At 52.3% G+C, this 24,463-nt stretch carries 16 protein-coding genes and 1 pseudogene; 15 read left to right on the top strand and 2 right to left on the bottom strand.

Annotated features, from left to right (window positions below; genetic code table 11):
- Positions 1–276 precede the first annotated feature (276 nt).
- Positions 277–1,911: an amidohydrolase family protein gene (locus HYD27_RS14745; RefSeq protein WP_219216359.1), complete on the top strand. Its 1,635-nt coding sequence runs from the start codon at positions 277–279 to the stop codon at positions 1,909–1,911.
- A gap of 88 nt (positions 1,912–1,999) precedes the next feature.
- Here the strand turns inward: HYD27_RS14745 and HYD27_RS14750 are convergent, their stop codons facing one another.
- Complete coding sequence (locus HYD27_RS14750; RefSeq protein ID WP_219216361.1) at positions 2,000–2,707, bottom strand: class I SAM-dependent methyltransferase; 708 nt, start codon at positions 2,705–2,707, stop codon at positions 2,000–2,002.
- 203 nt (positions 2,708–2,910) lie between these two features.
- Here HYD27_RS14750 and HYD27_RS14755 point away from each other — a divergent pair, with 203 nt between their 5' ends.
- From HYD27_RS14755 to HYD27_RS14815, 13 genes and pseudogenes are all read left to right on the top strand, one after another.
- On the top strand, positions 2,911–4,425 hold the full coding sequence (locus tag HYD27_RS14755) for a spore germination protein (protein ID WP_219216362.1): 1,515 nt from the start codon (positions 2,911–2,913) through the stop codon (positions 4,423–4,425).
- A 22-nt stretch (positions 4,426–4,447) separates the two neighbouring features.
- A complete protein-coding gene (locus HYD27_RS14760; protein ID WP_219216363.1) occupies positions 4,448–5,710 on the top strand; it encodes a Ger(x)C family spore germination protein in 1,263 nt (420 codons plus the stop codon).
- The gene (locus HYD27_RS14765; protein WP_219216364.1) at positions 5,711–6,805 is read left to right on the top strand and encodes a GerAB/ArcD/ProY family transporter; all 1,095 of its coding nucleotides are present in this window, start codon (positions 5,711–5,713) and stop codon (positions 6,803–6,805) included.
- A 188-nt stretch (positions 6,806–6,993) separates the two neighbouring features.
- The gene (locus tag HYD27_RS14770; protein ID WP_219216365.1) at positions 6,994–7,758 is read left to right on the top strand and encodes a sulfotransferase domain-containing protein; all 765 of its coding nucleotides are present in this window, start codon (positions 6,994–6,996) and stop codon (positions 7,756–7,758) included.
- Positions 7,759–7,789: 31 nt separating this feature from the next.
- Positions 7,790–8,320 (top strand): annotated as a pseudogene (gene cysC, locus HYD27_RS14775) (adenylyl-sulfate kinase); the annotation flags it as partial.
- Positions 8,321–8,335: 15 nt separating this feature from the next.
- Complete coding sequence (locus HYD27_RS14780) at positions 8,336–8,656, top strand: hypothetical protein (protein WP_219216367.1); 321 nt, start codon at positions 8,336–8,338, stop codon at positions 8,654–8,656.
- Entirely contained in the window at positions 8,653–10,260 is a 1,608-nt protein-coding gene (gene dcuS, locus HYD27_RS14785; protein WP_309242070.1) for a DcuS/MalK family sensor histidine kinase, read from the top strand. Before HYD27_RS14780 ends, dcuS begins: the two co-directional genes overlap by 4 nt.
- Positions 10,261–10,262: 2 nt before the next feature.
- The gene (locus tag HYD27_RS14790) at positions 10,263–10,970 is read left to right on the top strand and encodes a response regulator (RefSeq protein WP_219216368.1); all 708 of its coding nucleotides are present in this window, start codon (positions 10,263–10,265) and stop codon (positions 10,968–10,970) included.
- Positions 10,971–11,860: 890 nt separating this feature from the next.
- Positions 11,861–13,216: a 2-hydroxycarboxylate transporter family protein gene (locus HYD27_RS14795; RefSeq protein WP_219216369.1), complete on the top strand. Its 1,356-nt coding sequence runs from the start codon at positions 11,861–11,863 to the stop codon at positions 13,214–13,216.
- Positions 13,217–13,257: 41 nt separating this feature from the next.
- Positions 13,258–14,682: an NAD(P)-dependent malic enzyme gene (locus HYD27_RS14800; RefSeq protein ID WP_228745148.1), complete on the top strand. Its 1,425-nt coding sequence runs from the start codon at positions 13,258–13,260 to the stop codon at positions 14,680–14,682.
- A gap of 59 nt (positions 14,683–14,741) precedes the next feature.
- A complete protein-coding gene (ppdK, locus tag HYD27_RS14805) occupies positions 14,742–17,462 on the top strand; it encodes a pyruvate, phosphate dikinase (RefSeq protein ID WP_219216371.1) in 2,721 nt (906 codons plus the stop codon).
- Positions 17,452–18,279: a pyruvate, water dikinase regulatory protein gene (locus HYD27_RS14810; protein ID WP_309242071.1), complete on the top strand. Its 828-nt coding sequence runs from the start codon at positions 17,452–17,454 to the stop codon at positions 18,277–18,279. Before ppdK ends, HYD27_RS14810 begins: the two co-directional genes overlap by 11 nt.
- Before the next feature lie 349 nt (positions 18,280–18,628).
- Positions 18,629–20,521, top strand: a complete 1,893-nt coding sequence (locus tag HYD27_RS14815) for a beta-glucoside-specific PTS transporter subunit IIABC (RefSeq protein WP_219216373.1) — start codon at positions 18,629–18,631, stop codon at positions 20,519–20,521.
- 113 nt (positions 20,522–20,634) lie between these two features.
- Here the strand turns inward: HYD27_RS14815 and HYD27_RS14820 are convergent, their stop codons facing one another.
- Positions 20,635–21,678 (bottom strand): AraC family transcriptional regulator, encoded by a 1,044-nt coding sequence (locus HYD27_RS14820; protein WP_219216375.1) that lies wholly within the window; start codon positions 21,676–21,678, stop codon positions 20,635–20,637.
- Between the two features lie 175 nt (positions 21,679–21,853).
- On the opposite strand from HYD27_RS14820, the gene HYD27_RS14825 reads away from it, so the two are divergent.
- Positions 21,854–24,448, top strand: coding sequence for a glycosylhydrolase-like jelly roll fold domain-containing protein (locus HYD27_RS14825; protein WP_219216377.1), 2,595 nt, complete (start codon positions 21,854–21,856; stop codon positions 24,446–24,448).
- Positions 24,449–24,463: the final 15 nt, after the last annotated feature.

Here is a 24,463-nt window from a genome sequence, read left to right on the forward strand (position 1 = left end):
CCACTTCTCGATTTTGGATTGTTTTCATTTTTATTTATGATACATTGTGTATCACAAGATCAGTTTTGTTAGCAAAGTGAATTTTTTCGATTAATCGTCTTTATAGTGATTGGCTCCTGTTGAAACACTAGGGAAGCTGCCCGTTGATTTCGCAGACTGCTACCATTATTTTCAGCAGCATCCCGACTATAATATTTTCGAGCCCGTTTGGCAGCATTGAAATCGAATAGGAGCCATTGCAGATCTTGAATAATGATAAAAGAGGGAGAAAGTACGATGGAGCAAAATGCAAAAAGAAAAATTCTAAAGACAATTGGATTCATGCTATTGTTTGTGCTTTTATTTGGAATTGTACTGGTGCTGATGATCAGCAGTGATGAACGCTGGTTTGGTTATCTGATTCTGGCTGTCTGCGCGGGCTTGCTTATTGCCCTGAGAAGGACGGAATTATGGCATGGGTGGCGGGTTCCGCTATATTGGATATTAGCGCTTGCCATCGTATGGAGCGGCCTGTTTGCCGGCCAACCTATGGTGAATATTCAGCCTTATACCGCGATGAACCTGGAACAACCAAGCGCTTCATATCAGCTGCTGCTGAATAATGTAACAATTGTGGATACACAAAACGGTCAATTGACTTCGAACATGAGCATCCTGTCTGAGGATGGGGAAATCATCGGCATTGCACCGGCTGGAAGCATCAAGGCAGGCGAAGACACGAAGATTGTTGATGCTGCCGGAAAGTATGCGGTACCCGGGTACCTGAATATGCACATGCACGTGCTAGGAGATGAGAAGACCCCCGAAATCATGTCTCTGCTGCTTGCTAACGGAGTAACCGGCTTCAGGCAGATGAGTGGTTCTGCCGGTCAGCTGAAGGAATGGAGATCCGGTGCCTTTACCAGTTCTTCGGAAGAGCCGGCCTTGCTCGCGATGCCTGGCGATGTCTTAACACCGATTAACGCGCCTACGCCAAAGGTTGCTGAGGAGTTCGTTCGAGAGCAGCAAAAGGAGGGAGCCGGTTTTATAAAAGCGGGGGGTGTTACGCCAGAAGTATTTGATGCCGTTCAAGCGGAGGCGAACAAATTAAATCTTCCATTTGTAGGCCACGTGCTTCCTGATATGGACTTGAAGAAGGCTTCGGAAAACGGATTCTATAGTGTCGAACATTTCGGAATCAACAACGGGGCGTTAATCTCTGCCTCAACGGATGAGAGTATCTTGAGAGCAGAGGCGACAGGACTTCCCTCTATCACGTCCAATCCAGTTTTCGTGTATTTCATGAAGATAAAGGGTCTTAGAGATTTTGTGAACGAGCAAGTCGTCAGCTTAGCCATTAAGACTTCTGGAGGGAAAGAGGATCTCGCACAGCTGCAACATTTGATTGACAGTTATAGTGAAGAAAAGGCAATTCAGCTTGCCGATGTATTCGTTGAAAATAACACATGGCAAAGCCCGACCCTGGTACGTATGCATTTAGGTCTGTTCTCAAATGATAGTGATAAAACCATTGCACAGGGGGTCTACGATCTTTATTTGAAATTGGCAAAGACCTATGATTCAAAGGGCGTTAAGATGTTGGTTGGCACAGATGAAGGCGGCGGAGCCAATTGGCGGAATGCAGGTAACTCCATTCACCAGGAATTTGATGAACTTGAAAAAGCGGGCATCTCACCTCTTCATGTTCTCCAAATGGCTACCTTTAACGGAGCGGAGTTTCTGGGGCGACTGGATGATATGGGAACAGTGGAAGCAGGTAAGAATGCCGATATAGTTTTATTGGATGCAAATCCTTTAGAGAGTGTCCAGAATCTTCATAAGATAGACGCTGTTATACGCGCAGGTGCTTATCACGGAAAAGAAGAACTGAATTCTATTAAGAAAATGAAAGATAGTGAACAAGAGGAATGAATTTATGCTTGCTTTGAAGTGCACTTTAAGGCTTATGATGTCCATGAAGGCGCCGGGTACAGGTATTTCTAAGCCTCCTGACAAAGGACTATAGTTTTCTTGCCTTGATTACAAAGGTTACTGGAAGCATCTTTGCTTTTTTTGCAAAGTCACTGTTATCGTCCCGCGATTGCATAATTTCATCATCAGACTGCTCAATCATTTGCTCAATTACAAATCCCGCTTTTGAGAGCGTATTTACGTAGGTTGACAGTTTTCGGTCCGATAATGTTAGCGTACCTTCATCAAGCGATACCGAATACCAGGATTCATCAAAATAGCATTTTTTAAAAGCAAGCATATTATTTTCTGAAACAACACATTTGTGTATAGGATGAGACCAACTGAAAATAAATACGCCGTCTTTTTTTAGGTAAGAAGCGATCCGGCAAAAAGTACCCTCAAGGTCGGTGGTCCAGCCTATGGCATAAATCGAATAAACGAAGTCAAAATAATTCTCCGGTATACCACATTCTTCTTCCATGGGAGAACAGATCAATTTTGCTGAAAGACCGCACGAGGCCAAATGTTGCATGGCCTTTTCGATTTGTTTTTCTGATATATCCATACCCCAGAGTTCAGAGGCTTTGCGGTCCCCCAGATACTGCAGGGATTGACCGCTTCCACAGCCTATTTCCAGCACCTTTTTTCCTGAGATATCGCCCAAAAGCTGGCATTTTTCTTCTGAGACAAATGCTCCATAGAGAGGCAGCGCGGTTGCTCCCGGGATTTCATTTCCTTTTGTATAATCTTCCATTCATTATTCGTTTGATCTCGGAGGCATGACCGACCCGTTTTACGCCGCACCATCAACCGGATTTCTATAGGTTGGCCACTGTAAAAGATAGGCCGGATTCCCTTCTGCACTGGATAAGCTTTCCCCTGGATATCATTCAAGATTGCGTAATTTATGCATAATTACACCAGCTGCGGCAAATACCAACAAGAGGGTGATGCCGCATGAAACAGCAAGAAGAAGATAAAAAGCGTGAAGAAGCAGAATTGCTGCAGCCGGAGCTGATGTCTAATATAGAGCGGATGCAGCAGGAGTTCCTTAATTGCTCGGATATTATGTACCGGAATTGCAGCACCGGCGGAGTGAACCGGGCGACACTGATGTATTTGGACGGTATGTGCGACACTCATGCTGTGGAAGAATTTGTGCTGCAGCCGCTTTTGGCGCATTTCCGCAAGAACTCCGGAGAGGATGAGGAGGGCAAGGGAGAAGAGCTCAAGCGGATTTTTATTCCGACCCTCCAGATCCGGGCGGTGCATGAAACGAATGAAGTTGTCAAGGCAATCCTGCGCGGAGAAACTGCGATTTTCACGGAGGGCAACGCGTCTGTAATGCTGGTCAATCTGGTCAAGATGGAGACACGCTCGATTGAGGAAGCCAGCTCGGAGAAGGCCGTCCGCGGCCCGCGGGATGCGTTCATGGAGACGCTGAGGACCAATACCTCCCTGCTCCGGCGGCGTATTCGTTCTTCCAAGCTGAAGCTGGAATGCATGACGGTGGGCAGTGTCACAGAGACGGATATTGTTATCGGCTACATGGAGGGCATTGCAAAGGAAAGTCTGGTAAAAGAAGTGAGGGACCGTCTGCAGAAGATTGAAATTGACGGAGTCATTCACTCCAGCAATATCGAGGAATATATCGAGGATAATGTGTTCTCTCCTTTTCCGCAAATCCAGAATACGGAGCGGCCCGATGTGGCAGTCTCCAGCCTGCTTGAAGGCAAGGTCGTTATTATTACGGATAACACGCCGTTTGTGCTCATTGTACCGATGACCTACTGGTCCGGCCTGCAGGCTGTTGATGATTATACCGACAGATTTATGTACGCCACCTTTGTGCGCTGGATCAGATATACCTTTGTGCATATTTCGCTGCTGCTGCCCTCCCTTTACGTGGCGCTGACCACGTACCATCTGCAGGTCATTCCCACACCGCTCGTGGTCAGCATTGCCTCTGCCAGAGAGGGCGTCCCTTTTCCGGCTGTTTTCGAGGCCTTTATTATGGAGTTTATCTTTGAGGGCCTGCGCGAAGCCGGCATCAGGCTGCCCCAGCAGGTTGGGCCTGCGGTCAGTATTGCCGGAGCACTCGTCGTAGGACAAGCCGTGGTAGCTGCGGGAATCGTGTCCACACCGCTGGTTATCATCGTTTCCCTGACGGGGATCGCTTCCTTTGCTTTTCCGATATATAACCTCGGAACAGCCTACCGGATGCTAAGATTTCCTTTATTGATTGTCGCCGGTATTCTTGGCTTCTACGGGATAGTCCTGTTCCTTATTGTGCTCACTGTTCATATGGTTACACTGAATCCCTTCGGTGTGCCCTATATGGCACCTTATGCGCCGTTGTCTGTCGACAATCTGAGCGATGTGTTTGTGCGTGCGCCCAAGCCCAAGATGCGCAAGCTGATGCCTTGGCTGGGCAAGGGCAAGCTGGAGCGGTTCCCTAAGCGCAACAAATAGCAGGCAGGAAAGGGATGTGCGTATGTTCAGGAAAATAACAGGCGTATTCCTCGTTTTGTCACTGTTCCTGACCGGTTGCTGGGATCGCCAGGAGCTGAACGACCAGGCCATTATTCTGGGATGGGGCATGGATCTGACGGAAAAAGGCGGCTACCTGGCGACGGCCAACATTGTGCTCCCGCTTGCCACCAAATCGGACGGGCAGCAGAGCGCGGGACAGGACGGGCATCCCGGCTTTCTGACGGAAAGCGCTTATGGCAAGGACAACAGGGATGCCGCCCAAAATATGCAGAGAAAGCTCTCGCGGGTCCTTTTTTCGGGCCACCGGCGGAATATCTTTATCGGAGAGAAGCTGGCGGAGAAAAGTATTTTCCCTATTCTTGATGAGTACGGAAGAAGCCCGATGGTGCGGCCGCGGGCCAATATTTTTGTTGTCAAAGGGGGAACCGCACAGGAGGCGATGAGCCACGCTTACCAGCTGGAGACCAACCCGGCGATTGCTGTGCAGAAAATTCAGGAGAAGAGCGGCGCACCGATCAGCCGGTCGCTGCTGGATTTCTTCATCACGGCCAACGGTACCGGCTGCGGGGTGGTGCCTGCTCTCAGCATTCTGCCGCCGGATCTGAGCACGGACAAGAAGAACGGGCACGGCAGTCCGCCGCAAACGACCCTGGGTTTGGCCGGGGCGGCCATTTTTACTCCGCAGCTGAAGCTGGCCGGATATCTGGACAACGATGAATTCTGGGCCAGACTATGGATTACGAACAGGCTGGCGTTCCGGAAATTCACGACATTAGTCAACCGTGTGGATGCTGAGAAATCGGGGGAAAAGGAGGGGACGGATGCCCTCTCAGGAGCAACCGCGGGGGAGAATGTGAGCGTCAATGTTGACAGCTTCAAGAGCCGGGTTACGCCCTTCTTCGATGAAGGCCTCCCAAGATTTGAAATATTGCTTGAGGGCCGGGGGTTTATTGAGGAGAATGATTCGCCGCTGAATCTCTCCAAATCGGCGAATGTGAAGAAGGTGGAGGCCCGGATGAATCAATATCTTGAAGCGAAGGTCAAAAAAATCGTCGCCAAGGTGCAGAAGGAATTCAAATGCGATGTCTTTGGGTTCGGAGATACCATTCACCGCCGGTATCCTTACCGGTGGAAGAAGCTTGCGGCCGATTGGGAGGCTATCTTTCCCAATATCGACCTGGACATCAAGGTTAAGCTTGATCTTACCGGAACAGGCATTACCGGAGAGTCCCTGCTGCCGACGCGGAACGGCGGTGAGCAATAGATGAAGATTAACAACCGGCAGCTGTTTTGGATGATTATGATGCTGGAGATAGGGATCAATCTTCTGATCTCGATGACGGCAACGATCCTGTACGCCAAGCAGGACGCATGGATTTCATATATCCTGGCGGGTGCAGGGGGGTTAATGATTACCTATGTAGCCGCCAAGCTCAGCTCACGGTATCCCCGGCAGACATTGATAGAATATAGTGTGACTATTCTGGGGAAATGGGCCGGCAAGCTGATGGTCATTCCGTTTATGCTCCAGTGGTTCTGGGTCATCAGCCTGATTCTGCGTGACGAGTTCCTGTTCATCCGCCTGAATGTCCTCTATAAGACCCCCGCCTGGGTGGTCATCGGAACAATGATTGGAGTTGTGCTCTACACAGTGTACCATGGCGGGATCGAAGCCATCGGCAGAGTCAGTGAGCTGTGGGGGCCGATCCTGATGGTTATTCTTGCGCTGACCTTTGCCTTAACCGTCAATAATCTCAACTGGGAAATGATGCTGCCCGTATATGCCGATACGGGAGCCTGGCCTATTGTGCAGGGAGCGCTCGCCCCGGTTTCCCTGCTGGGTGAATCCGTCCTGCTTATGATGCTGTTTCCTTTTGTGGAGCACCCCGGAAAAGGAACGCGCAAGGCGGTGCTGGCAGGGGTTGCTTTCTCCTCGGTATTGCTGCTGCTTGGAGTTCTTTGGGTTATCATGACCTTTGGTCCGGTCGTGAGCGGCCGGCTGTATTTTCCTTTTTTTGAGATGGTCAAGCTGGTCTATCTGATGGAGTTCATCCAGAATATGGATATATTTGTAATGTCCATCTGGCTGGTCAGCATATTTGTCAAGCTGTCCATCTATATGTTCATTACCAGCTACGGGATTGCACAGTGGATCGGAAAACCCCGCAGCTGGAAAAGAATTCTCTGGCCGGTAGCCGCGGTATCGTTCGTTCTCACGAAGGTGGTAATCGCATTTAACCCTCCTTCCGGATTGCTGCTGAAGAGTGTCTGGATCCGTTATGTGCTGCCTGTCAACATGGTTGCAATTCCGCTGTTCCTGTGGGTGGTCTCGTCGATGAGAAGACAAGTGAAAAGATAAAGTGAATCCCATCGTGTGAACCCGCCGCCGGCCCGGCTTGCCGCAGCTCCGGGCTGGACAGAAGCGGAGCACAGAAGACAACTTGCCCTTTTATGGATATTGTATTAGCACAAGCTGCCAGAGCCTCATATTATAAGAGCATAAGAATTCTTTCCATAATCAGCTTAGAACAGGGGGAAATCCAGAACATGGAAACTGTGAATTCTGCCGCGGATTATCCAAGGGCATTCCTGAATTCCGTACCCAAAAGCGGTACACATCTGATGAAGCAGATTCTTGAAGGCATTCCGGGAATGTCGCTGAATCCCAATGAATTCTATGAGGGGTACCCGGATGACCGCGATCTTCATTACAGCAGGCTGCAGCTTGTTCCCAAGGGCCAATTTGTTACCGGCCATGTATATTATTCTTCCCTATGGTCCGGCATGCTGAAGGAATTGCAGTTGAAGCCTGTATTTCTTAATCGCGATTTAAGGGATATTGTCGTTTCTTATACGTACTTTATTACGGGCAAATACCCTTATCATCCGCTTCGTGCCTATATGCTCGCCCTCCCGTCCAGGAAGGAGCAGTATCTGGCCTTAATCAAAGGGGTTCCTGATCTTCAATATCCAAGTATCTCCGAGTGGTATGAACAATTCACAGGCTGGACCCGGGAAGCGGACTGCTTGCAGGTAACTTTTGAACAGTTGGTGAAGAATTCCAAGTCCCTCCGCCGGACGATGGAGCGTATACTTGATTTTTTATGGGAAAACCGGCCATTGCCTCTGCCGAAAGCTAAAATGCTGGACGCCATGGAGCGGAACATCAATCCCCGAAAGTCTTATACCTTCCGCAGCGGGAAAACAGGGGACTGGAGGTCCGAATTCGACGAAGAAGTGAAAGCCTGCTTTCAAAAGACCGCGGGCCACTTGTTGTTTGCAGAAGGCGATGCAGCAGATTACAACTCGTGAACGTACAGCTTAAGCAAGAAGGTGGTGCAGCAAATTGCATAAAGGCGTGACGCTCTGGTTCACCGGCTTATCCGGATCTGGAAAGACGACACTCAGCCGGAGTGTGGAGCAAAAACTGAAGCAGTTGAACATTGTAACAGAAGCGCTTGATGGAGACATCCTGAGAGATCAGATATTCAGCGGATTGGGCTTTTCCAAAGCGGACCGTTCCTTAAACGTAAGAACCGCAGCCTATCTGGCTCAAATTCTGACCCGGCACAATGTAATTGTTCTGGCATCCTTTATTTCCCCGTACCGTGACATGAGGGAGCAATGCCGGCAAAGGATCGGGTCCTTCCTCGAGGTCTACGTCAAATGCTCTTGGGAGGAATGTGCAAGAAGAGATGTCAAAGGCCTGTACCGCAAAGCGGTTTCTGGAGAAATCAAGCATTTTACCGGTCTGACCGATCCTTACGAAGAGCCTGTACACCCCGAACTCATTGTGGATACTGAGATGGAGAGCGAAGAGCAATGCACGGAACACATTATCGCCTATTTATATCAGCATGGGTATATCCGGTAACCCGGTGGAGGAAGCTTGCCGGAAATACTGCACCGGATCTGCCGGGAATTGGCCTGTGCTGATCATTTACTTTATGGCTTGTCCGGCCGGCCGGTTCTTTTTTGCAAAGGGGCAATCAGCGAGCAGCCTGACAGGAATTGGCTTCTTAATGATCAAGGTCATGGGAAGCTTTTTTTGCCGGCGAAAAAATCTATAATTTGTAAATTATATGGAGTTTTTTTGAATTATCCTTCGAAAATTGGAGGCTCTGAAAAGGATTTGCGAACAGGGTCTATCGCACTTTCAAAGCTTTTGCGTTATAATCGAGAAAAATTTCTTGAAGGTGGAGCACAGTGAAAATTGGAAAAATGAGATTGCGCCTTCAGACAACCATTACCCTGATGATTTGCCTGATCGTTGCCCTTGTGCTGCTGATTGTATATGTGATGTTCGGCATGAGGGTCACGGGACAAGCCCAGAAATCGCTGGAAAATAAAGCTATAACTATAGCCCGCACCGTCTCGCGCACGCCTGTTGTCATTAACGGACTGCGCGGAGAAGAGCGTTCCGGCGGCATCCAGGATTTCGCCACTGAAATCAGCAGCATTAACAACGTCCAGTTTGTTGTCGTAATGGACATGGAGGGCATACGCCATTCGCATCCCGATCTGGAGATGATCGGCAAGCATTTCATGGGAGGGGATGAAACGGATGCATTGCACGGCAAAGAGACAATATCCGTTGCCCAGGGCTCGTTGGGCTATTCCGTGAGAGCGTTTTCACCTGTATTTGGGCCAGAGGGGGAGCAGATTGGTGCAGTGGCAGTAGGAATTTCGCTTGGCAGCGTTCGTACAGCCGTGAAGCAGAACCAGTGGATCATCTACTCGGGCATGCTGGTCGGTGCACTCATGGGTTTTGCCGGAGCGGTGCTGCTGGCCCGCAAAATTAAACGCATGATGTTCGGGATGGAGCCAGGGGAAATCGCCAAATTGCTGGAAGAGCGGAGCGCTATGCTGCAATCGACCAAAGAGGGGATTCTCGCGGTAGACAAGGAATCCCGCATTACCTTGGTGAATGCGGAGGCGCGGAGACTGATGGGCAGCGTCGGCATGAGCCAGGACCCGGTGGACAGGCAGGTGGAGCAGTTCTGGCCGCTCCTGCGGATGGAGAAAGTGCTGGACAATGGAGAGCCCTTGCAGGATATGGAAGTGGAGCAGAGCGGCATCACACTGCTGGTGAATGTGGTTCCGGTGAGAGTAAATGGAATCATTGAAGGCGCAATCGCCACCTTTCGGGATAAAACCGAAGTCAGCCTGCTGATGGAGAGGCTATCGGGAATTTCTCTGTATGCGGAAGCGCTGCGGGCCCAGACCCATGAATTCATGAACAAGCTTCATGTGATTATGGGGCTGACCAATATGCGCAGCTACGACCGGCTGGAGGAATATCTGACAGACATTGTGCAGAACATTCAGACGGAGGCGGACGCTGTGGTCAGGCTGGTCAAGGACCCGGTTATGGTGGGCTTTCTGCTGGGCAAGCTCAGCCGGATCAGGGAGGCGGATGTACGGCTGGTTATTCTGGAGGATGGAGGGCTGCCCGAGTCTGCAGATCATGAAGTGTCGCGGGAATTGGTCACTATCGCCGGCAACCTGCTGGACAATGCCGTGGAGGCTGTTCAAGGTACGGGAAATAAGCAGATTGAGCTTGGCTTCCGGCATGAAGACAGCCTGCTCACGCTCAAGGTCCGGGACAACGGGGCAGGGATTTCCGGGAAAAGCGGAGAACGTATGTATGAACAGGGCTACTCGACCAAAGGCAAGGATAGAGGAATCGGGCTTTATCTGGTTAGCCGTAGTGTAGCCAAGCTGGGCGGGACGATTCATTATGAAAGCCTGCCGGGTGAAGGAACCGAGTTTACTGTGCAGTTACCCTATATTGCGAAGAGTGATGATAATTAACTATGATAAAGGTACTGATTGTTGAGGATGATCCGATGGTGTCGGAGATGAATAAATTTTACCTGCATCAGGTCGAAGGCTTCCGCGCCGAAGGCTGGGCCAGCTCTGCCGAGGAAGCGCTGGATCTGCTGGCGGAGAAGCCCTATGATCTGATTCTTCTGGATATTTACATGAAGGAGAGCAACGGGCTGATGCTGCTGTCCGAGATTCGCCGGAGGGGGTTAAGGGTGGATGTTATCGTTATTTCGGCAGCCAGCGATAAGGAAAGCATCCAGGAGGCGCTGCAAAACGGAGCGGTGGATTATCTGATCAAACCGTTTGAATTCTCCAGACTCCGTGCGGCGCTGAATGGCTACAAGGAGCAGAACCGGTTGTTCCGTACCCAGAACCGGCTGAATCAATCGGAGCTGGACAGGCTCTCCAGATTCAAGCAGGAGCGCACAGCTTCACACGAACTGGCCAAGGGCTTCACGCGTCAGACGCTGCAGACGGTCTGGAAAGCGGTGGAGGCTTGTACCTGCGAGCTTTTTTCGGCAGAAGACATTTCGAATCTGTCCGGGATATCCCGGGTTTCCGTCGGCAAGTATTTGGTCGGGCTGACAGAGATGGGAGTGCTGGAAATGGATCTGGTGTACGGAAGCGTGGGCAGGCCGGTGCAGAAGTACAGGATCGCTCCGAATGGCAGAACACTGATTACCCAATATATCTAGCGAAACAGGAGGAGGCTGTCTCAAAGACCGCGATCCTTGCTTGCCCATCGTACTGGGGTCACACAGATCCGTTATAAATGTGTATCCGCATCAAGCGCTTCCGCCGATGCTTACGGGCAACGAAGGGGACTGTTCCAAGCAGAAGTTTCATGGCATTGGAGCCAGTCCTTTTTTTGCTGTCTGGCAGATTGAAATTTGGTGAAATATGTATTTATTTTGCTGCGGGGAAGGTATGTATGAAGCTGGACATCAATTAAAATGCGCGGTAATCCTGCTGAACCTGCGGGTTCTGCCTTACAGGAGAAAGCAGGGAATTAGGAGGCTAACGGGATCGCTGGCGGGAGCAGTGAAAGTGGGGATAGCGAAGTGGAATTAGTAAACCTAAATGGACTGAAAAGCTTGCGGTAGAAGAAATAGTGGGAAAAAGTAACCTTAATTTAAGCGTATTCCCCGGAAAGGGAAAAATCGGGCGGATTAGTTCTCCTTTTTCCCACTAACGCTGGCGAAAAAGAGGATATGGGAAGATTGAGTTTACTTTTTCCACTTGGGCTTCCCGCCGCAACTTAAAGTGCCTTTGAATATAGCGCGGGCGGGCGAAATGGCAGGATGGGAGGTACAAGTAGCTTTGAATCCGCACAAATCGGGCTGATGCAGACTGAGTATCAGCAGCTTTAGGGACACCTCCCAAGTGAGCAGGCTGATTCATTTATCAGGGTGAACCTTTCAGGGAATTTTGCTCTTAACCACGGATACACTGTATTTCCCGTGTCCTTTTATGGTAGCGCTTACTTTAATAATTTACAAAACTCCTTCATTATTTACACAAAAACAAAAGCGCTTTCAAAGCAGCTATGATGAATTTGTAAAAGAGTTAAGGAGGTAAGGACAACATGCAAAAAGCAATTCAACCGCCAGTTGCAGTGCCGGAGGAGCCGCATGCACCGCAGCAAGGAAGCACTGGCTTTGTGCAGCGGATTCTGCAACTAAAGGTAGGTGTCATTCCGCTCCCGCTGTATGTAGTATTTGCCCTCATCATATTTGCGGCTTCCGTGCTCGGCGAGCTGCCGAACGATATGATCGGCGGGTTTGCGGTAATCATCGTTCTGGGTGTGCTGCTCAGCGATCTGGGCTTCAAGCTTCCGATTCTGAAGAATATCGGCGGCCCGGCAATCCTCTCGCTGATGATTCCGTCGTTCCTGGTGTTCTGGAATGTGCTGGACCCTTCGGTTATCGAATCGGTCAACACGCTGATGAAGACATCGAACTTTCTCTATCTGTATATTTCAATTCTGGTGGCCGGAAGCATTACCGGCATGAACCGCACGACATTAATCAGCGGCTTCATCCGCATCTTTATCCCGATGATGGCCGGAACGCTTGCCGCAGTAGGTGCGGGTCTCGGGGCGGGCATGCTGCTTGGCTACAGTGCACACCGCGCTTTTTTCTACATTATCGTGCCGATTATTGCCGGCGGCGTCGGTGAAGGGATTCTCCCGCTGTCTATCGCTTTCTCGCAGATTCTCGGCGGCGAATCCGGCTCCTATGTGGCGCAGATGATCCCGGCAGCGGTGATTGGCAATGTGTTCGCGATTATCGCTGCGGGGCTGCTCAAGAAGATGGCCGACAAAAACCCGGGCATTACCGGCAATGGCGTACTGGTGAAAGCAAAGGATGGGCGGAAGCTGGGCGGAAGCACCTATGACAGTGCCAAACCGGATTTCCTGCTGATGGGCGCCGGACTGCTGTTCGCCTGCGGCCTGTTTATTACCGGACACCTGCTGTCGCCATTCGTCGGCATCCCCGGCCCGATCCTGATGATTTTTGCCGCGGCTCTGCTTAAGGTGCTCAAGGTATTGCCGGCCAAAATTGAGCAGGGCGCCTATCAGCTGTACAAATTCGTCTCCGGGACATTAACCTGGCCGCTCATGGTAGGTCTTGGCATGCTCTACATTCCGCTGGGCGATGTGGCCGCCCTGATCTCGATTCCTTATATTATCGTCTGCGCGACTGTTATCGCCGCGATGATTCTGACGGGCTATTTTATCGGCAAATGGGTCAAAATGTACCCCGTGGAAGCAGCGATCGTAACCGGCTGCCGCGGCGGTCTCGGCGGAACGGGCGACGTGGCCATTCTGTCCGCATCCGGACGCATGGAGCTGATGCCGTTCGCCCAGATTTCTACGCGTATCGGCGGTGCAATCACGGTGGTTGCGGCAACGCTGCTCATTGCGGTATGGGGCGGCTGATTACCGGATAAGGCAAAAAAATATGCAGGAGGCGATTTAGGATGAACCAACTGAGCGGAAAACCCCATGTGTTTACGCTTCGTGTCCAGTACCGCAGCGGCAGCGATTATCTTGCGAACCTGGTGGGCATTGCCGAGAACTATAAAGGCACGGTTCAAAATGTGGAGCTGAAGGAGCTGCGTGCCGGCCTGACCGGTGCGGATGTCGTGATTTCTGTAGAGCATGCCGAGGATCAGAAATGGATTGAAAAAGCGGTAAACCAGTTGAACGGAGGAGATATTGTGGAATTATTGGAAGAAATCATGCTTTTGCACAAAGGCGGAAAGCTCGAAACTACCCTGAAAAATCCGATCCGGACCAAAGAAGACCTGTCCAAGGTATATACGCCGGGTGTGGCGAAGGTCTGTCAGGAGATTGCCCGGGATCAGGCGCAGGCCTATGAGCTGACCACGAAGAAGAATACGGTGGCTGTCGTATCCGATGGCACCGCTGTGCTGGGCTTGGGGGACATTGGCCCGAAAGCGGCCATGCCGGTTATGGAAGGCAAAGCGGCGTTGTTCAAGCAGTTCGCGAATGTCGACGCCGTGCCCATCTGTCTCGACACTAAGGATACGGAAGAAATTATCGCCATTGTGAAAGCGCTCGCTCCCACATTCGGAGGCATTAATCTCGAAGATATCTCTTCTCCCCGCTGTTTTGAGATCGAAGCGAGACTGAGAAAAGAGCTGGACATTCCTGTATTTCATGATGATCAGCACGGGACGGCCATCGTTGTGCTCGCCGGGCTGCTGAACGCTCTGAAGGTATGCGGCAAACAGATCAAGGATGTCAAAATTGTGGTGAACGGCGTCGGAGCGGCAGGCATCTCTGTTTCCAAAATGCTGCTGCACGCCGGGGCCGTGAACCTGATCGGAGTGGACCGGGAAGGGGCCATTAACCGGCTTGCCTCCTATGAGCGGACACATTGGAGCGACTTTGCCCAGATCACGAATCCGGGCCTTGAAACCGGCGGGCTGTCGGATGTAATCAAAGGCGCGGATGTCTTTATCGGGGTCTCCGCCCCAAATGTGCTGAAGCTGGAGGATGTGCTGAATATGGCCAAAGATCCAATCGTATTCGCCATGGCAAATCCAACGCCGGAAATTGATCCCGCTATTGCTGCACCGCATGTAAGAGTCATGGCGACGGGCCGCTCGGATTATCCGAACCAGATCAACAATGTGCTGTGCTTCCCCGGAATCTTCAGAGGGGCGCTGGATTGTGAAGCGACTGATATTAATGATGAGATGAAGCTGGCTGCCGCCGAAGCAATTTCCTCGGTGATTGATCCTGCTGATCTTCATGAGAAATATATCATCCCGGATGCCTTTGATCCGCGGGTGGTGGAGAGAATCCGCATAGCGGTTGCCCGGGCGGCGCTCAAAAGCGGCGCAGCCCGGAAAGATCTGCTGATCGGCGTGAACTGATACCAGAACAAAATCGTATTCCGGCCAAAATAAGAGCTGCTGTGGAGGAGGAAACAAAGATGTCGGCTGAACAAAATACAGAGAAACAGGTCTATCTGTTTGAAGAAGGAAATACCTCTATGGTCAAGCTCCTGGGAGGCAAGGGCGGGAACCTGGCTGAAATGACGGCACTTGGACTTCCCATTCCGCCGGGATTTACGATCACTACGGCTGCCTGCAAAAGCTACTACAAGCAAGGGGGCCAGCTGTCCGGGGAGCTGCAGGCTGAGATAAGAGCGGCGATTGCCGCTTTGGAAAAAGTGAAGGAATGCCGGTTCGGCGACGCTGACCAGCCGCTTCTGGTCTCCGTCCGCTCCGGTTCAGTCACATCCATGCCGGGCATGATGGACACCATCTTGAATCTGGGGCTGAACGATGAAACCGTTCAGGGCCTGGCCCGGCAGACCGGAAGTGAGAGCTTTGCCTTCGACTGCTACCGCCGGCTCATCGGAATGTTCGGCGAGATTGTGCTGGGCGTTCCTTCCCTTCTGTTCAGCCAGCAATTGGAGGCCCTCCTGGCCCGTGAAGGCCGCGGGAGCGAAGAGGAGCTCACCGCCAGGGAATGGAAGCAGCTAACCGGTGTATACAAGATGCTGGTTAAGGAGCACAGCGGCATGGAGTTCCCGCAGGATGTCTACCGGCAGCTGAATATGGCGGTCGGCGCCGTATTCCGCAGCTGGAACAACGCGCGGGCCAAAGTGTACCGCAAGCTGTATTCCATTCCCCACGATCAGGGCACTGCAGTGAATGTGCAGGCGATGGTGTTTGGCAACAGAGGGGAGGACTCCGGGACCGGCGTTCTGTTCACGCGCAATCCGTCCACCGGAGCCAAAGAGCTATATGGCGAGTATCTGACCAATGCCCAGGGCGAAGATGTGGTGGCCGGTCTGCGGACACCGCGCAGGCTGTCGGAGCTGCGGGATGAGATGCCGGAGATCTATGATCAGCTTGCCGCCGCAGCTGCCGGACTGGAAGCGCACTACAGGGAAATGCAGGATATCGAATTTACCATTGAGAACCGCACACTGTATCTGCTTCAGACCCGCAGCGGCAAGCGGACAGCCCAGGCGGCAGTGAAAATTGCCGTTGAGCTGTACGAGGAAGGCGCGGTTACCAGGGAAGAGGCGGTCAGCCGGATTGATGCCGGCCATCTGGACCAGCTGCTGCATCGCTCCATTGCTCCGTTTGAGGAGCTGAAGCCGTTGGCAGTCGGGCTTCCTGCTTCGCCCGGCGGAGCAGCCGGGATGATTGCGCTGGATGCGGCAACGGCAGAGGCATGGAAGCAGAACGGCAGCCGGGTCATGCTTGTCAGCGCTGAAACCTCGCCTGAGGATATCCATGGCATCCTCGCCGCCGAAGGCGTGCTTACCGCCCGCGGGGGAATGACCAGCCACGCGGCCGTTGTGGCCAGAGGCATGGGCAAACCCTGTGTCTGCGGGTGCGACCAGCTGTCTATTGATGCAGAGCAGCGTAGGGTTCATTTGGGCGGCTATGTTCTGAAGGAAGGAGATATTCTCTCCATCGACGGCACCTCCGGCCGGATCTATGCCGGGGCTGTGCCGCTGAGCGATCCCGAGATGACTCCCGAGCTGCTGAAGCTGCTGGATATGGCTGATGAGATCAGGGAGCTGAAGATCTATGCAAATGCCGATACGCCGCAGGATGCCCGTCTTTCCCGGGAACTGGGTGCCGAGGGCATAGGGCTGTGCCGGACGGAGCATATGTTCTTCTCCGGCACCCGTCTTCCGACGGTGCAGGCCATGATTCTTGCCGACAGCCGGGAAGAGAGGCTGGGCCTGCTTGAACGCATTCTTCCCATGCAGCAGTCCGATTTCGAGGATATGTTCGAGGCGATGAACGGACTGCCGATGACCATCCGGCTGCTGGACCCGCCGCTCCATGAATTTATGCCCAACCTTGAACAGCTCGCAGAGCAGCTGCGCGGCTTGCAATTGAAGGGCGGTGCCATGGATGAGCAGAAGCGCCTGAAGCGCATGATGAACAAAATCCGCAGCCTGCAGGAGAAAAACCCGATGCTGGGCCTGCGCGGCTGCCGGCTTGGCATCCAATTCCCGGAAATTTATGATATGCAGCTCGAGGCGGTTTTTCGGGCCGCCAAAGCTGCTGCCCACCGGGGAATTGAAGTGCGGCCGGAGATTATGATTCCGCTTGTAGGCGATCCGCGCGAGCTTAAGGAATTGCGGGCGCTGGTCGACAAGGTAGCGTCTGAGGTGCTGGGAGAAGCCTTCAAGTCGATTGCTTACCGGGTCGGCACCATGATTGAGGTGCCGCGGGCGGCGGTCATGGCCGGCAAGATTGCCGAGCATGCGGATTTCTTCTCCTTCGGCACCAACGATTTGACACAGATGACCTTCGGCTACAGCCGTGATGATGCCGAAGGCAAATTTCTGAACAGCTATCTGGACAGAAATATTCTATCCGGCAATCCCTTTCAGCGGCTGGATCAGGAGGGGGTGGGGAAACTCATTGAATGGGCCGTAGCCAGCGGGAAGGAGAAGAAATCCTTCCTCAAAACAGGACTGTGCGGTGAGCATGGCGGAGATCAAAGCTCGATTTTTTTCTGCCAGCAGACCGGGCTTGATTATGTGAGCTGTTCACCTTACCGGATTCCTTATGCCCGGATGGCTGCAGCACAGGCGGTAATTGTTGCCGCGCAGGTTGAGTCGGCGGACAAGAAGGAGCAGGCAGCTTTCAGGGAGAGTGAGCCCAGTGCAGGGTGATGAATTGATGCTCAAGCAGAAGCAGATTTTTATTTGCTCGGACTCGGCCTGTGAGACGGCGGACCGGGTGGTCCGGGCGGCGATGCAGCAGTTTGCGCTGGGCGATCCGGTTATACGCCGCTTCAAGCGGATGAACTCGGAGCAGGATATTTCTGAACTGGTTCAGCTGGCCCATGCAGAGCAGTCATTCATCGCCTATACACTCGTTCTACCGCGTCTGCGCGGAGCCATCCAAAGAGAGAGTGCCGATTGGCAGGTGAACACGGTGGATATTATGGGTCCCATGCTCGAAACGATGAAAAACACCTTCAAGCTTGAACCCTTGATGAAGCCGGGATTGCTGTATGGTATGAACGCAGACTATTACCGCCGGATAGAAGCCATCGAGTTCGCCGTGAAGTATGATGACGGGCGCGATGCCCGCGGGCTGCTGCTGGCGGACATTGTGTTAATCGGGGTATCCCGCACCTCTAAGACCCCTCTCAGTATGTATATGGCCTACAAGGGCTACAAGGTTGCCAACTGGCCGCTGATTCCGGGGATCAAGCCTCCCCGGGAGCTGTTGCAGGTTGGCAGGAACCGGTTGTTTGGCCTGACGATGGATATGGAGGCCCTGATCGGCATCCGCAGGGAACGCCTGCGGATGCTGGGACTCGGAGCCGGTGCCAGCTATATCTCGGAGCTTCAGGTGCTGGAGGAGTTTGACGAGGCCGAGGCCTTGATGAAAAGCCTGCACTGTCCGGTTATTGATGTGACCCGCAGATCCATCGAAGAATCCGCTGATCTGATTATGGAATGCATCCGGCAGGAAGGTTAAAGTGCAAGCGAACATATGAAAAAGGGAGGACTCCCGGCAGTGTGCAGCTGCCCGGGTCCTCTTTTTTTTGAATAGAATACATAATAACAGGCATGATATTGAATGTTTTGGAAATGATTAACTGGTATCATCCGTCAAGGCGGCTTGTTCTTGTACATAATATTAAGTTTGGTAAGTAATCTCATTAAGAAGTGATGATATCGGGGTGCGGAAACGTTTGCTATCATAACGGTATAAGGTATTAACGGATAAAGGCCTAATCCGGGAATGGCGGAATTCCGTCATTTTAATATCAAAATGAAAACGCTTTATAAATTTTCGGAAATAACAGCATGACGAGGAGGCTACTATGGACAAGCATACATTGGCTAAAGATATTATCCGGAATGTCGGCGGAATAGAAAATATCGGACATCTGGAGCACTGTGTGACCCGGCTCAGGTTCACACTGAAGGACGATTCCGCCGCCCAAACGGAAACGATTAAAAACCTGGATGGCGTAATGACGGTAGTTCAGAGCGGAGGACAGTACCAGGTTGTTATCGGAAACAAAGTCAAGGAGGTCTATCAAGAGGTTACGAGCCAGCTCGGACGTTCTTTTGGTTCAGGAGACAGTAACTCCGCTGCTGGGGAACCGGTGAAAAAGAAAAACCTCTTCAACCGGTTTGTCGATGTCATTGTCGGCATTATCTCGCCGATTCTTGGCCTGCTGGCGGCGGCCGGCATTATCAAGGGCTTGCTGGGGCTTGCGACGGCGATGAAATGGCTTACGGCGGCAGACGGCACCTATATTCTTCTGAACGCGCTGGGAGACAGCCTGTTTTATTTCCTGCCGATCATCATTGGCTTCTCTGCGGGCCGGAAGTTTAATGCCAATCCCTTTATTACGGCGGCAATCGGCGGAGCCTTGGTATATCCGAATATTATCGCGGCATATTCTGCGGGCGACAGCCTGACCTTTGCCGGGATACCGGTTGTGCTCGCCAATTACACCTCGTCGCTGTTCCCGATTATTCTGGCGGCATGGGTTGCGTCGAAGGTGGAAAAGTGGTTCGAACGGAAACTGGCGGCTTCGCTCCAATTGATTTTCGTTCCGCTCTTTACCATTTTAGTTACCGGAATCCTCACATTTCTGGTGGTTGGACCCATCCTGTCGGCATTCAGCCAGGAGCTTGCCGATGCTACCATGGCGATTTATAACCTGAGTCCGGTTGTCGCAGGAGTAGTGCTGGGTGCGCTATGGCAGCTGATCGTTATTTTCGGCCTGCATTATGCCTTTATTCCGGTTCTGATCAACAACATCACCACCCTGCACTATGATCCGGTGAATGCGATTCTGAATGTGACCGTATTTGCACAGGTTGGCGCGGCGCTGGGTGTGTTTCTCAAGGCCAAGAGCCTAAAGGTCCGCAGCATCGCCGGACCGGCTGCTCTGTCTGCACTGATGGGGGTCACGGAGCCTGCCATTTACGGCGTTTCCCTGCCTTACAAAAAGCCCTTTGTCATGGCGGGCATCGCAGGCGGCATAGGGGGCGGAATCACGGCGCTGATGGGCGCGAGAATGTATGGCTTTGGGGGAACCGGAGCGTTCGCGGCTCCGTTGTTCATCAATCCGGATGGAGTCGATGTAAGCTTCTACGCATTCCTGATTGCAAGCGCTGTAACTGTTGTGCTTGCCACTCTGCTGACATATCTGTTCGGCTTCAAGAATAAGCCCGAGACAGCAACGGCAGCCGCTGCTGATACAGTACCTCCTGCGGGCACGGCCGCATTGGCCCGGGCAAACGGAACGGCGGTATACAATTCGATTCGGGGTATGGTGATTCCGCTGAGCGAGGTGAACGACGAAGCCTTCTCCAGAGGTGCGATGGGCAGCGGCTTCGCGGTGATTCCAAGCGACAGCAAGGTATACGCCCCGTTCGACGGTACGATAGCTACAGTAGCCAATTCCAAGCATGCCATTGCCATTATATCGGAGGACGGAGTGGAGCTTCTGATCCATATGGGCATTAACACAGTGAAGCTGAAGGGTGCTCCGTTTGACATCAAGGTGCAGGAGAATGAAGCGGTCAAAAAAGGCCAGCTGCTGGCAGTCGCGGACTGGGATATGATCGCTGCGAACAATTATGAGATTACCACGCCGGTGATTGTCACGAACAGCGCCGAGCACCAACCGATAGAGCTTAAGGTTGAGCCGCATCATGAAGTGCAGACCGGAGGATTGGTGCTGAGCGTTAATTAATTACGGCAGCCGGAAGTCCGGCTGTTCACCGGATTTACGGCTTAAGCGTGTTGGGTTTTACACCAGGATGCCCTGGCAGGCGGTTTTTCTCCAGACACCCAGGCTGTAGCCTGCTATCTGTTTTTTTGCCGGTATTCGCTGGGAGTCTGGCCGAAACAGGCGACGAATTTTTTATAGAAAAAGCCCAGGTTGTTATAGCCGATTTCGTTTGCCACTTCATTTACGGTCAGCGATGTATTGGTCAGCAGCAGGGCTGCACTGGTCAGGCGCTGAATCTGGAGCATTTCCTTGAAATTTTTTCCGGTTGCTTTTTTAAGATAAGCGCTCAGATAGTTGGGATGGAAGCTGAAGCGCTCGGCCGTTGAGATCAGCGTCGCATCTTTATAATGATCTTCAAGGTACTTCAGGATTTCAATCAGGCTGCCATGGGAGGAGTCTTCCCCGTATTCCTTGGCCTGGCTGCCCTGAAAGGTCTGCAGGAGCTTGCTGAACATGATGACCATATAGGACTCGATAATCTCTTTGGAGCAGAGGCTTGGATCAAAGGATTCACACATCAGATTCTCCATCGCTTCCTTGAAGGAGGGCTCATTGCCGGTATGAAAAATGATGTGGCGGTTATGGTTCTGGATCTGGGAAATCGCATTCACGATAAAATTCGAAATGATCCCTGTACTGGCCAGCCTGCTTAAGAAAGACATTGTGAAAAAAGGCTTCAGCATAATCAGGTTGATAATAATATCTTCCTCCGTGGTTTCGAGAATGGTATGCGGGACGTTGGTGTCCAGCATGCAAAGATCGCCTTCGCGGAGGTTGACCAGCCTGCCGTTGATCAGCTGCCTGCAATGACCGGAATACACATAATTGATCTCCACGTAGTTGTGGATGTGGACGGGAATTTTGGAGTATCTGGAATGCTGCCGGATGGTCATCTGGTTCATATGGAAGGTGTTCGTGGCATTGACCAGGAATTTCGAATCGCGCTTGCTTTCAAGCGAGTGGGAATCGAATTCAAGGATATAGACCGGGTCTCCGGAGGCGTTCCGCACCTTTCTAAACGAATCATATAATTGCAGCCCTTTGTCAGGATCTTCTTTATGGCGCTGCTCGCTGTCCGACATTTCGGCAAGCCGCCGTTGCAGTTCTTCACGGTACATGTTGCGTCCCCCCTTGGCTATCACTATAGAAAATTAAGTTTGGTAAGTCAAATGATTAAGTTAAGAAGATATCGCCCTATGGGTCTGTTTGCTATCATGGAACTGGCCGGGTGTACCTATAGCGTTAAGATGCGGCTATACAGAAAAATAAATCAAGCGACAGGACTGGTGTGAGATGAAACGACTGAATGAGGTGCTGGATAACAAGCAGGACAACTATATATTTCCTCTCTTTTGGATGCATGGAGAAGAGGAAGGGCTGCTTCGGGAGTCGATCGGCAGGGTTCAGGAAGCGGGCATCCATGCTGTATGCATCGAATCAAGGCCACACCCGGATTTTTGCGGGGAGCAATGGTGGCGGGATATGGATATTATCATGGATGAGGCCCGGACGCGCGGCATGAAGGTATGGCTGCTGGATGATTCGCATTTCCCCACGGGTTATGCCAACGGCAGGATTGTCTCCGATTACCCGCAGCATGCCAAGCAATATTTGAAAATTCACCAGCTGGATTTTGCAGGGCCTTTGCAGGATGCCTCGTTCCTGGTGAAGTGGGGAAGTCCGGGGAACCGGATGAGCCTGACCACGAAAGGAGTTCCCGTAGACGACCGGATTGCGGGGATTATTGCCGCCCGCAGAACGGGAGAGAACAGCATTGATCCTTCCACGCTGACGGATGTCACCTCCCTTGCGAAAGACGGTGTATTATATTGGGATATTCCGGAAGGGGACTGGAGAATTTTCATTATGCTTCAGACCGCTTATGGCGGAGAACCCCATACGGAGGGTTATCTGAACCCGCTGGACCCGGAGGCCGTAAAGGTTCTGATCAACGAAGTCTATGAATCGCATTATGCCCGCTACAAAGCCGACTTTGGAAAGGCGTTTGCCGGCTTTTTCTCGGATGAACCGCGTTTTGGCAACATACACGGAGCGTTCGCTTCCATCGGCAGAGTGGAGATGGTCCTGCCCTGGACGGCAGGGCTTCAGGATATGTTTACGGCTGAAGAATGGCTGCAGCTCCCGCTGCTCTCAACCGTAGAAGCTGAAGGCGAAGAGCACGCCATCCGCTATACCTACATGGACCTGGTCAGCAAAATGTACGGCGAAGCTTTTACCGGTACTTTGGCAGCCTGGTGCAGGGAGCGCGGCGTGCAGTATATCGGCCATCTGATCGAGGACAATAACGCCCATGCCAGACTTGGCTATGGAGCGGGGCATTATTTCCGTGCACTGTGGGAGCAGGATATGGCAGGCATCGATGTGGTGCTGAACCAAATCATGCCGGGAATGGACAAGGGGCCGTTCAAATCCATGACCGCCAAGGGCTGGGACGGTGAGTTTTTCCATTACGGGCTTGCCAAGCTGGGGACATCTCTGGGACACCTTGACCCCAAGAAGCAGAACCGCACGATGTGTGAGGTGTACGGGGCGTATGGCTGGGCGGAGGGCATCAAATTGATGAAATGGATCACCGACCATATGCTGGTCCGGGGGGTTACCCATTTTGTGCCGCATGCCTTTTCGCCGAAGGCGTTCCCTGATCCGGACTGCCCGCCGCATATGGATGCGAGGGGGCATAATCCCCAGTACCGGTTCATGAAAGTGCTGTTTGACTATCTGAACCGGGTGAGCCATCTGCTGAATGGGGGAGAAGCTGTAGCTCCGGTCGGACTGCTGTACCATGCCGAGGCGGAATGGCTCGGGGATTATATGCTGTTCCAGAAACCGGCCCGGGAGCTTGTGCAGCGCCAGATTGACTTTGATGTCATTCCGGTTGATCTGATCGCTGAAGCGCAGATTCTGGACCAGGGTTATGCGATTAACGGAAAGACGTTCGGGGCGCTGGTCGTCCCTTATGCGGATGCGCTGCCGCAGAGCCTGCTGGAGCAGGTCAAAGCGTTCACGGACGCAGGCATAAGGGTCCAATTCATAGACGGTCTGCCGGTCAGGAACGAGCATGGGGAAGAAGCGGACAGTTCACAATTAGCAGGAGCCTTGGTGAGCAGTCTGGCGGATCTGGCGGCTGGACTTAAGGAAGCGGGACATTATGATATCCTTACCTCCGAATTTCAGCCTTATCTGCGTTATTATCATTACCGGCAGCAGGAAGGCAGTCTGTACATGTTCTTCAACGAAGACCCGTACCGGATCATTGAAACTGCGGTGACGCTCGGCAGCGGGCAGCAGGTTGCGGCCTATGACGGATTCACGAACCGGCTGCTTCCGATTGCCCAGTCGCAAGCGGACGGGAAGACGGTGGTAGAGCTTACGCTGCATCCTTACGAATCCGTTATTGTACTGGAGAGCGTTGAGGCGCCGGCAGCGGACAGCCGTTCACGGAGTGTTGCCGCCGAAATTACCGGACCCTGGGACATTTCCTGTGCCACGGCAGAGGCATACCCCGCATTTGCTTCCCGGCAGACACTGGATAAGCTGCAGGATCTTTCGAGGCTGGAAGGATACGGGCAATTCTCGGGAACTGTCCGCTATGAGCTTGCGCTGCGGCTGGAGGAACGGGCGGAGAATGCTGTCATTGATTTGGGACGCGCCTATGAAGTGGCCGAGGTGACCATCAACGGAAAGAAGCTGGGGGCCAAAATTTGTCCTCCGTATGTTTTTGACACCGGTTCAGCGCTGCGGGCGGGAGACAATGAGATCATTGTCGAGGTCACCGGCAATCTGGGCAGGCAGGAACAGGATTGTTTGTCCCAGTATATGATTCTGGAGCCTACAGGCCTGCTGGGTCCGGTTCGCCTGCTTAAATGAAAGGAGCTGTTCTGT

Source organism: Paenibacillus sp. S150 (assembly GCF_019352175.1).
Classification (GTDB): Bacteria; Bacillota; Bacilli; order Paenibacillales; family Paenibacillaceae; genus Paenibacillus_AQ.

Excerpts from the sequence above, each read along its gene's own strand:
- HYD27_RS14765 (WP_219216364.1), top strand. The coding sequence starts at position 5,711 with ATGAAGATTAACAACCGGCAGCTGTTTTGGATGATTATGATGCTGGAG.
- HYD27_RS14820 (WP_219216375.1), bottom strand. The coding sequence starts at position 21,678 with ATGTACCGTGAAGAACTGCAACGGCGGCTTGCCGAAATGTCGGACAGC.
- HYD27_RS14770 (WP_219216365.1), top strand. The coding sequence starts at position 6,994 with ATGGAAACTGTGAATTCTGCCGCGGATTATCCAAGGGCATTCCTGAAT.
- HYD27_RS14795 (WP_219216369.1), top strand. The coding sequence starts at position 11,861 with ATGCAAAAAGCAATTCAACCGCCAGTTGCAGTGCCGGAGGAGCCGCAT.
- HYD27_RS14755 (WP_219216362.1), top strand. The coding sequence starts at position 2,911 with ATGAAACAGCAAGAAGAAGATAAAAAGCGTGAAGAAGCAGAATTGCTG.
- HYD27_RS14800 (WP_228745148.1), top strand. The coding sequence starts at position 13,258 with ATGAACCAACTGAGCGGAAAACCCCATGTGTTTACGCTTCGTGTCCAG.
- HYD27_RS14825 (WP_219216377.1), top strand. The coding sequence starts at position 21,854 with ATGAAACGACTGAATGAGGTGCTGGATAACAAGCAGGACAACTATATA.
- HYD27_RS14750 (WP_219216361.1), bottom strand. The coding sequence starts at position 2,707 with ATGGAAGATTATACAAAAGGAAATGAAATCCCGGGAGCAACCGCGCTG.
- HYD27_RS14790 (WP_219216368.1), top strand. The coding sequence starts at position 10,263 with ATGATAAAGGTACTGATTGTTGAGGATGATCCGATGGTGTCGGAGATG.
- HYD27_RS14745 (WP_219216359.1), top strand. The coding sequence starts at position 277 with ATGGAGCAAAATGCAAAAAGAAAAATTCTAAAGACAATTGGATTCATG.
- ppdK (WP_219216371.1), top strand. The coding sequence starts at position 14,742 with ATGTCGGCTGAACAAAATACAGAGAAACAGGTCTATCTGTTTGAAGAA.
- HYD27_RS14815 (WP_219216373.1), top strand. The coding sequence starts at position 18,629 with ATGGACAAGCATACATTGGCTAAAGATATTATCCGGAATGTCGGCGGA.
- HYD27_RS14760 (WP_219216363.1), top strand. The coding sequence starts at position 4,448 with ATGTTCAGGAAAATAACAGGCGTATTCCTCGTTTTGTCACTGTTCCTG.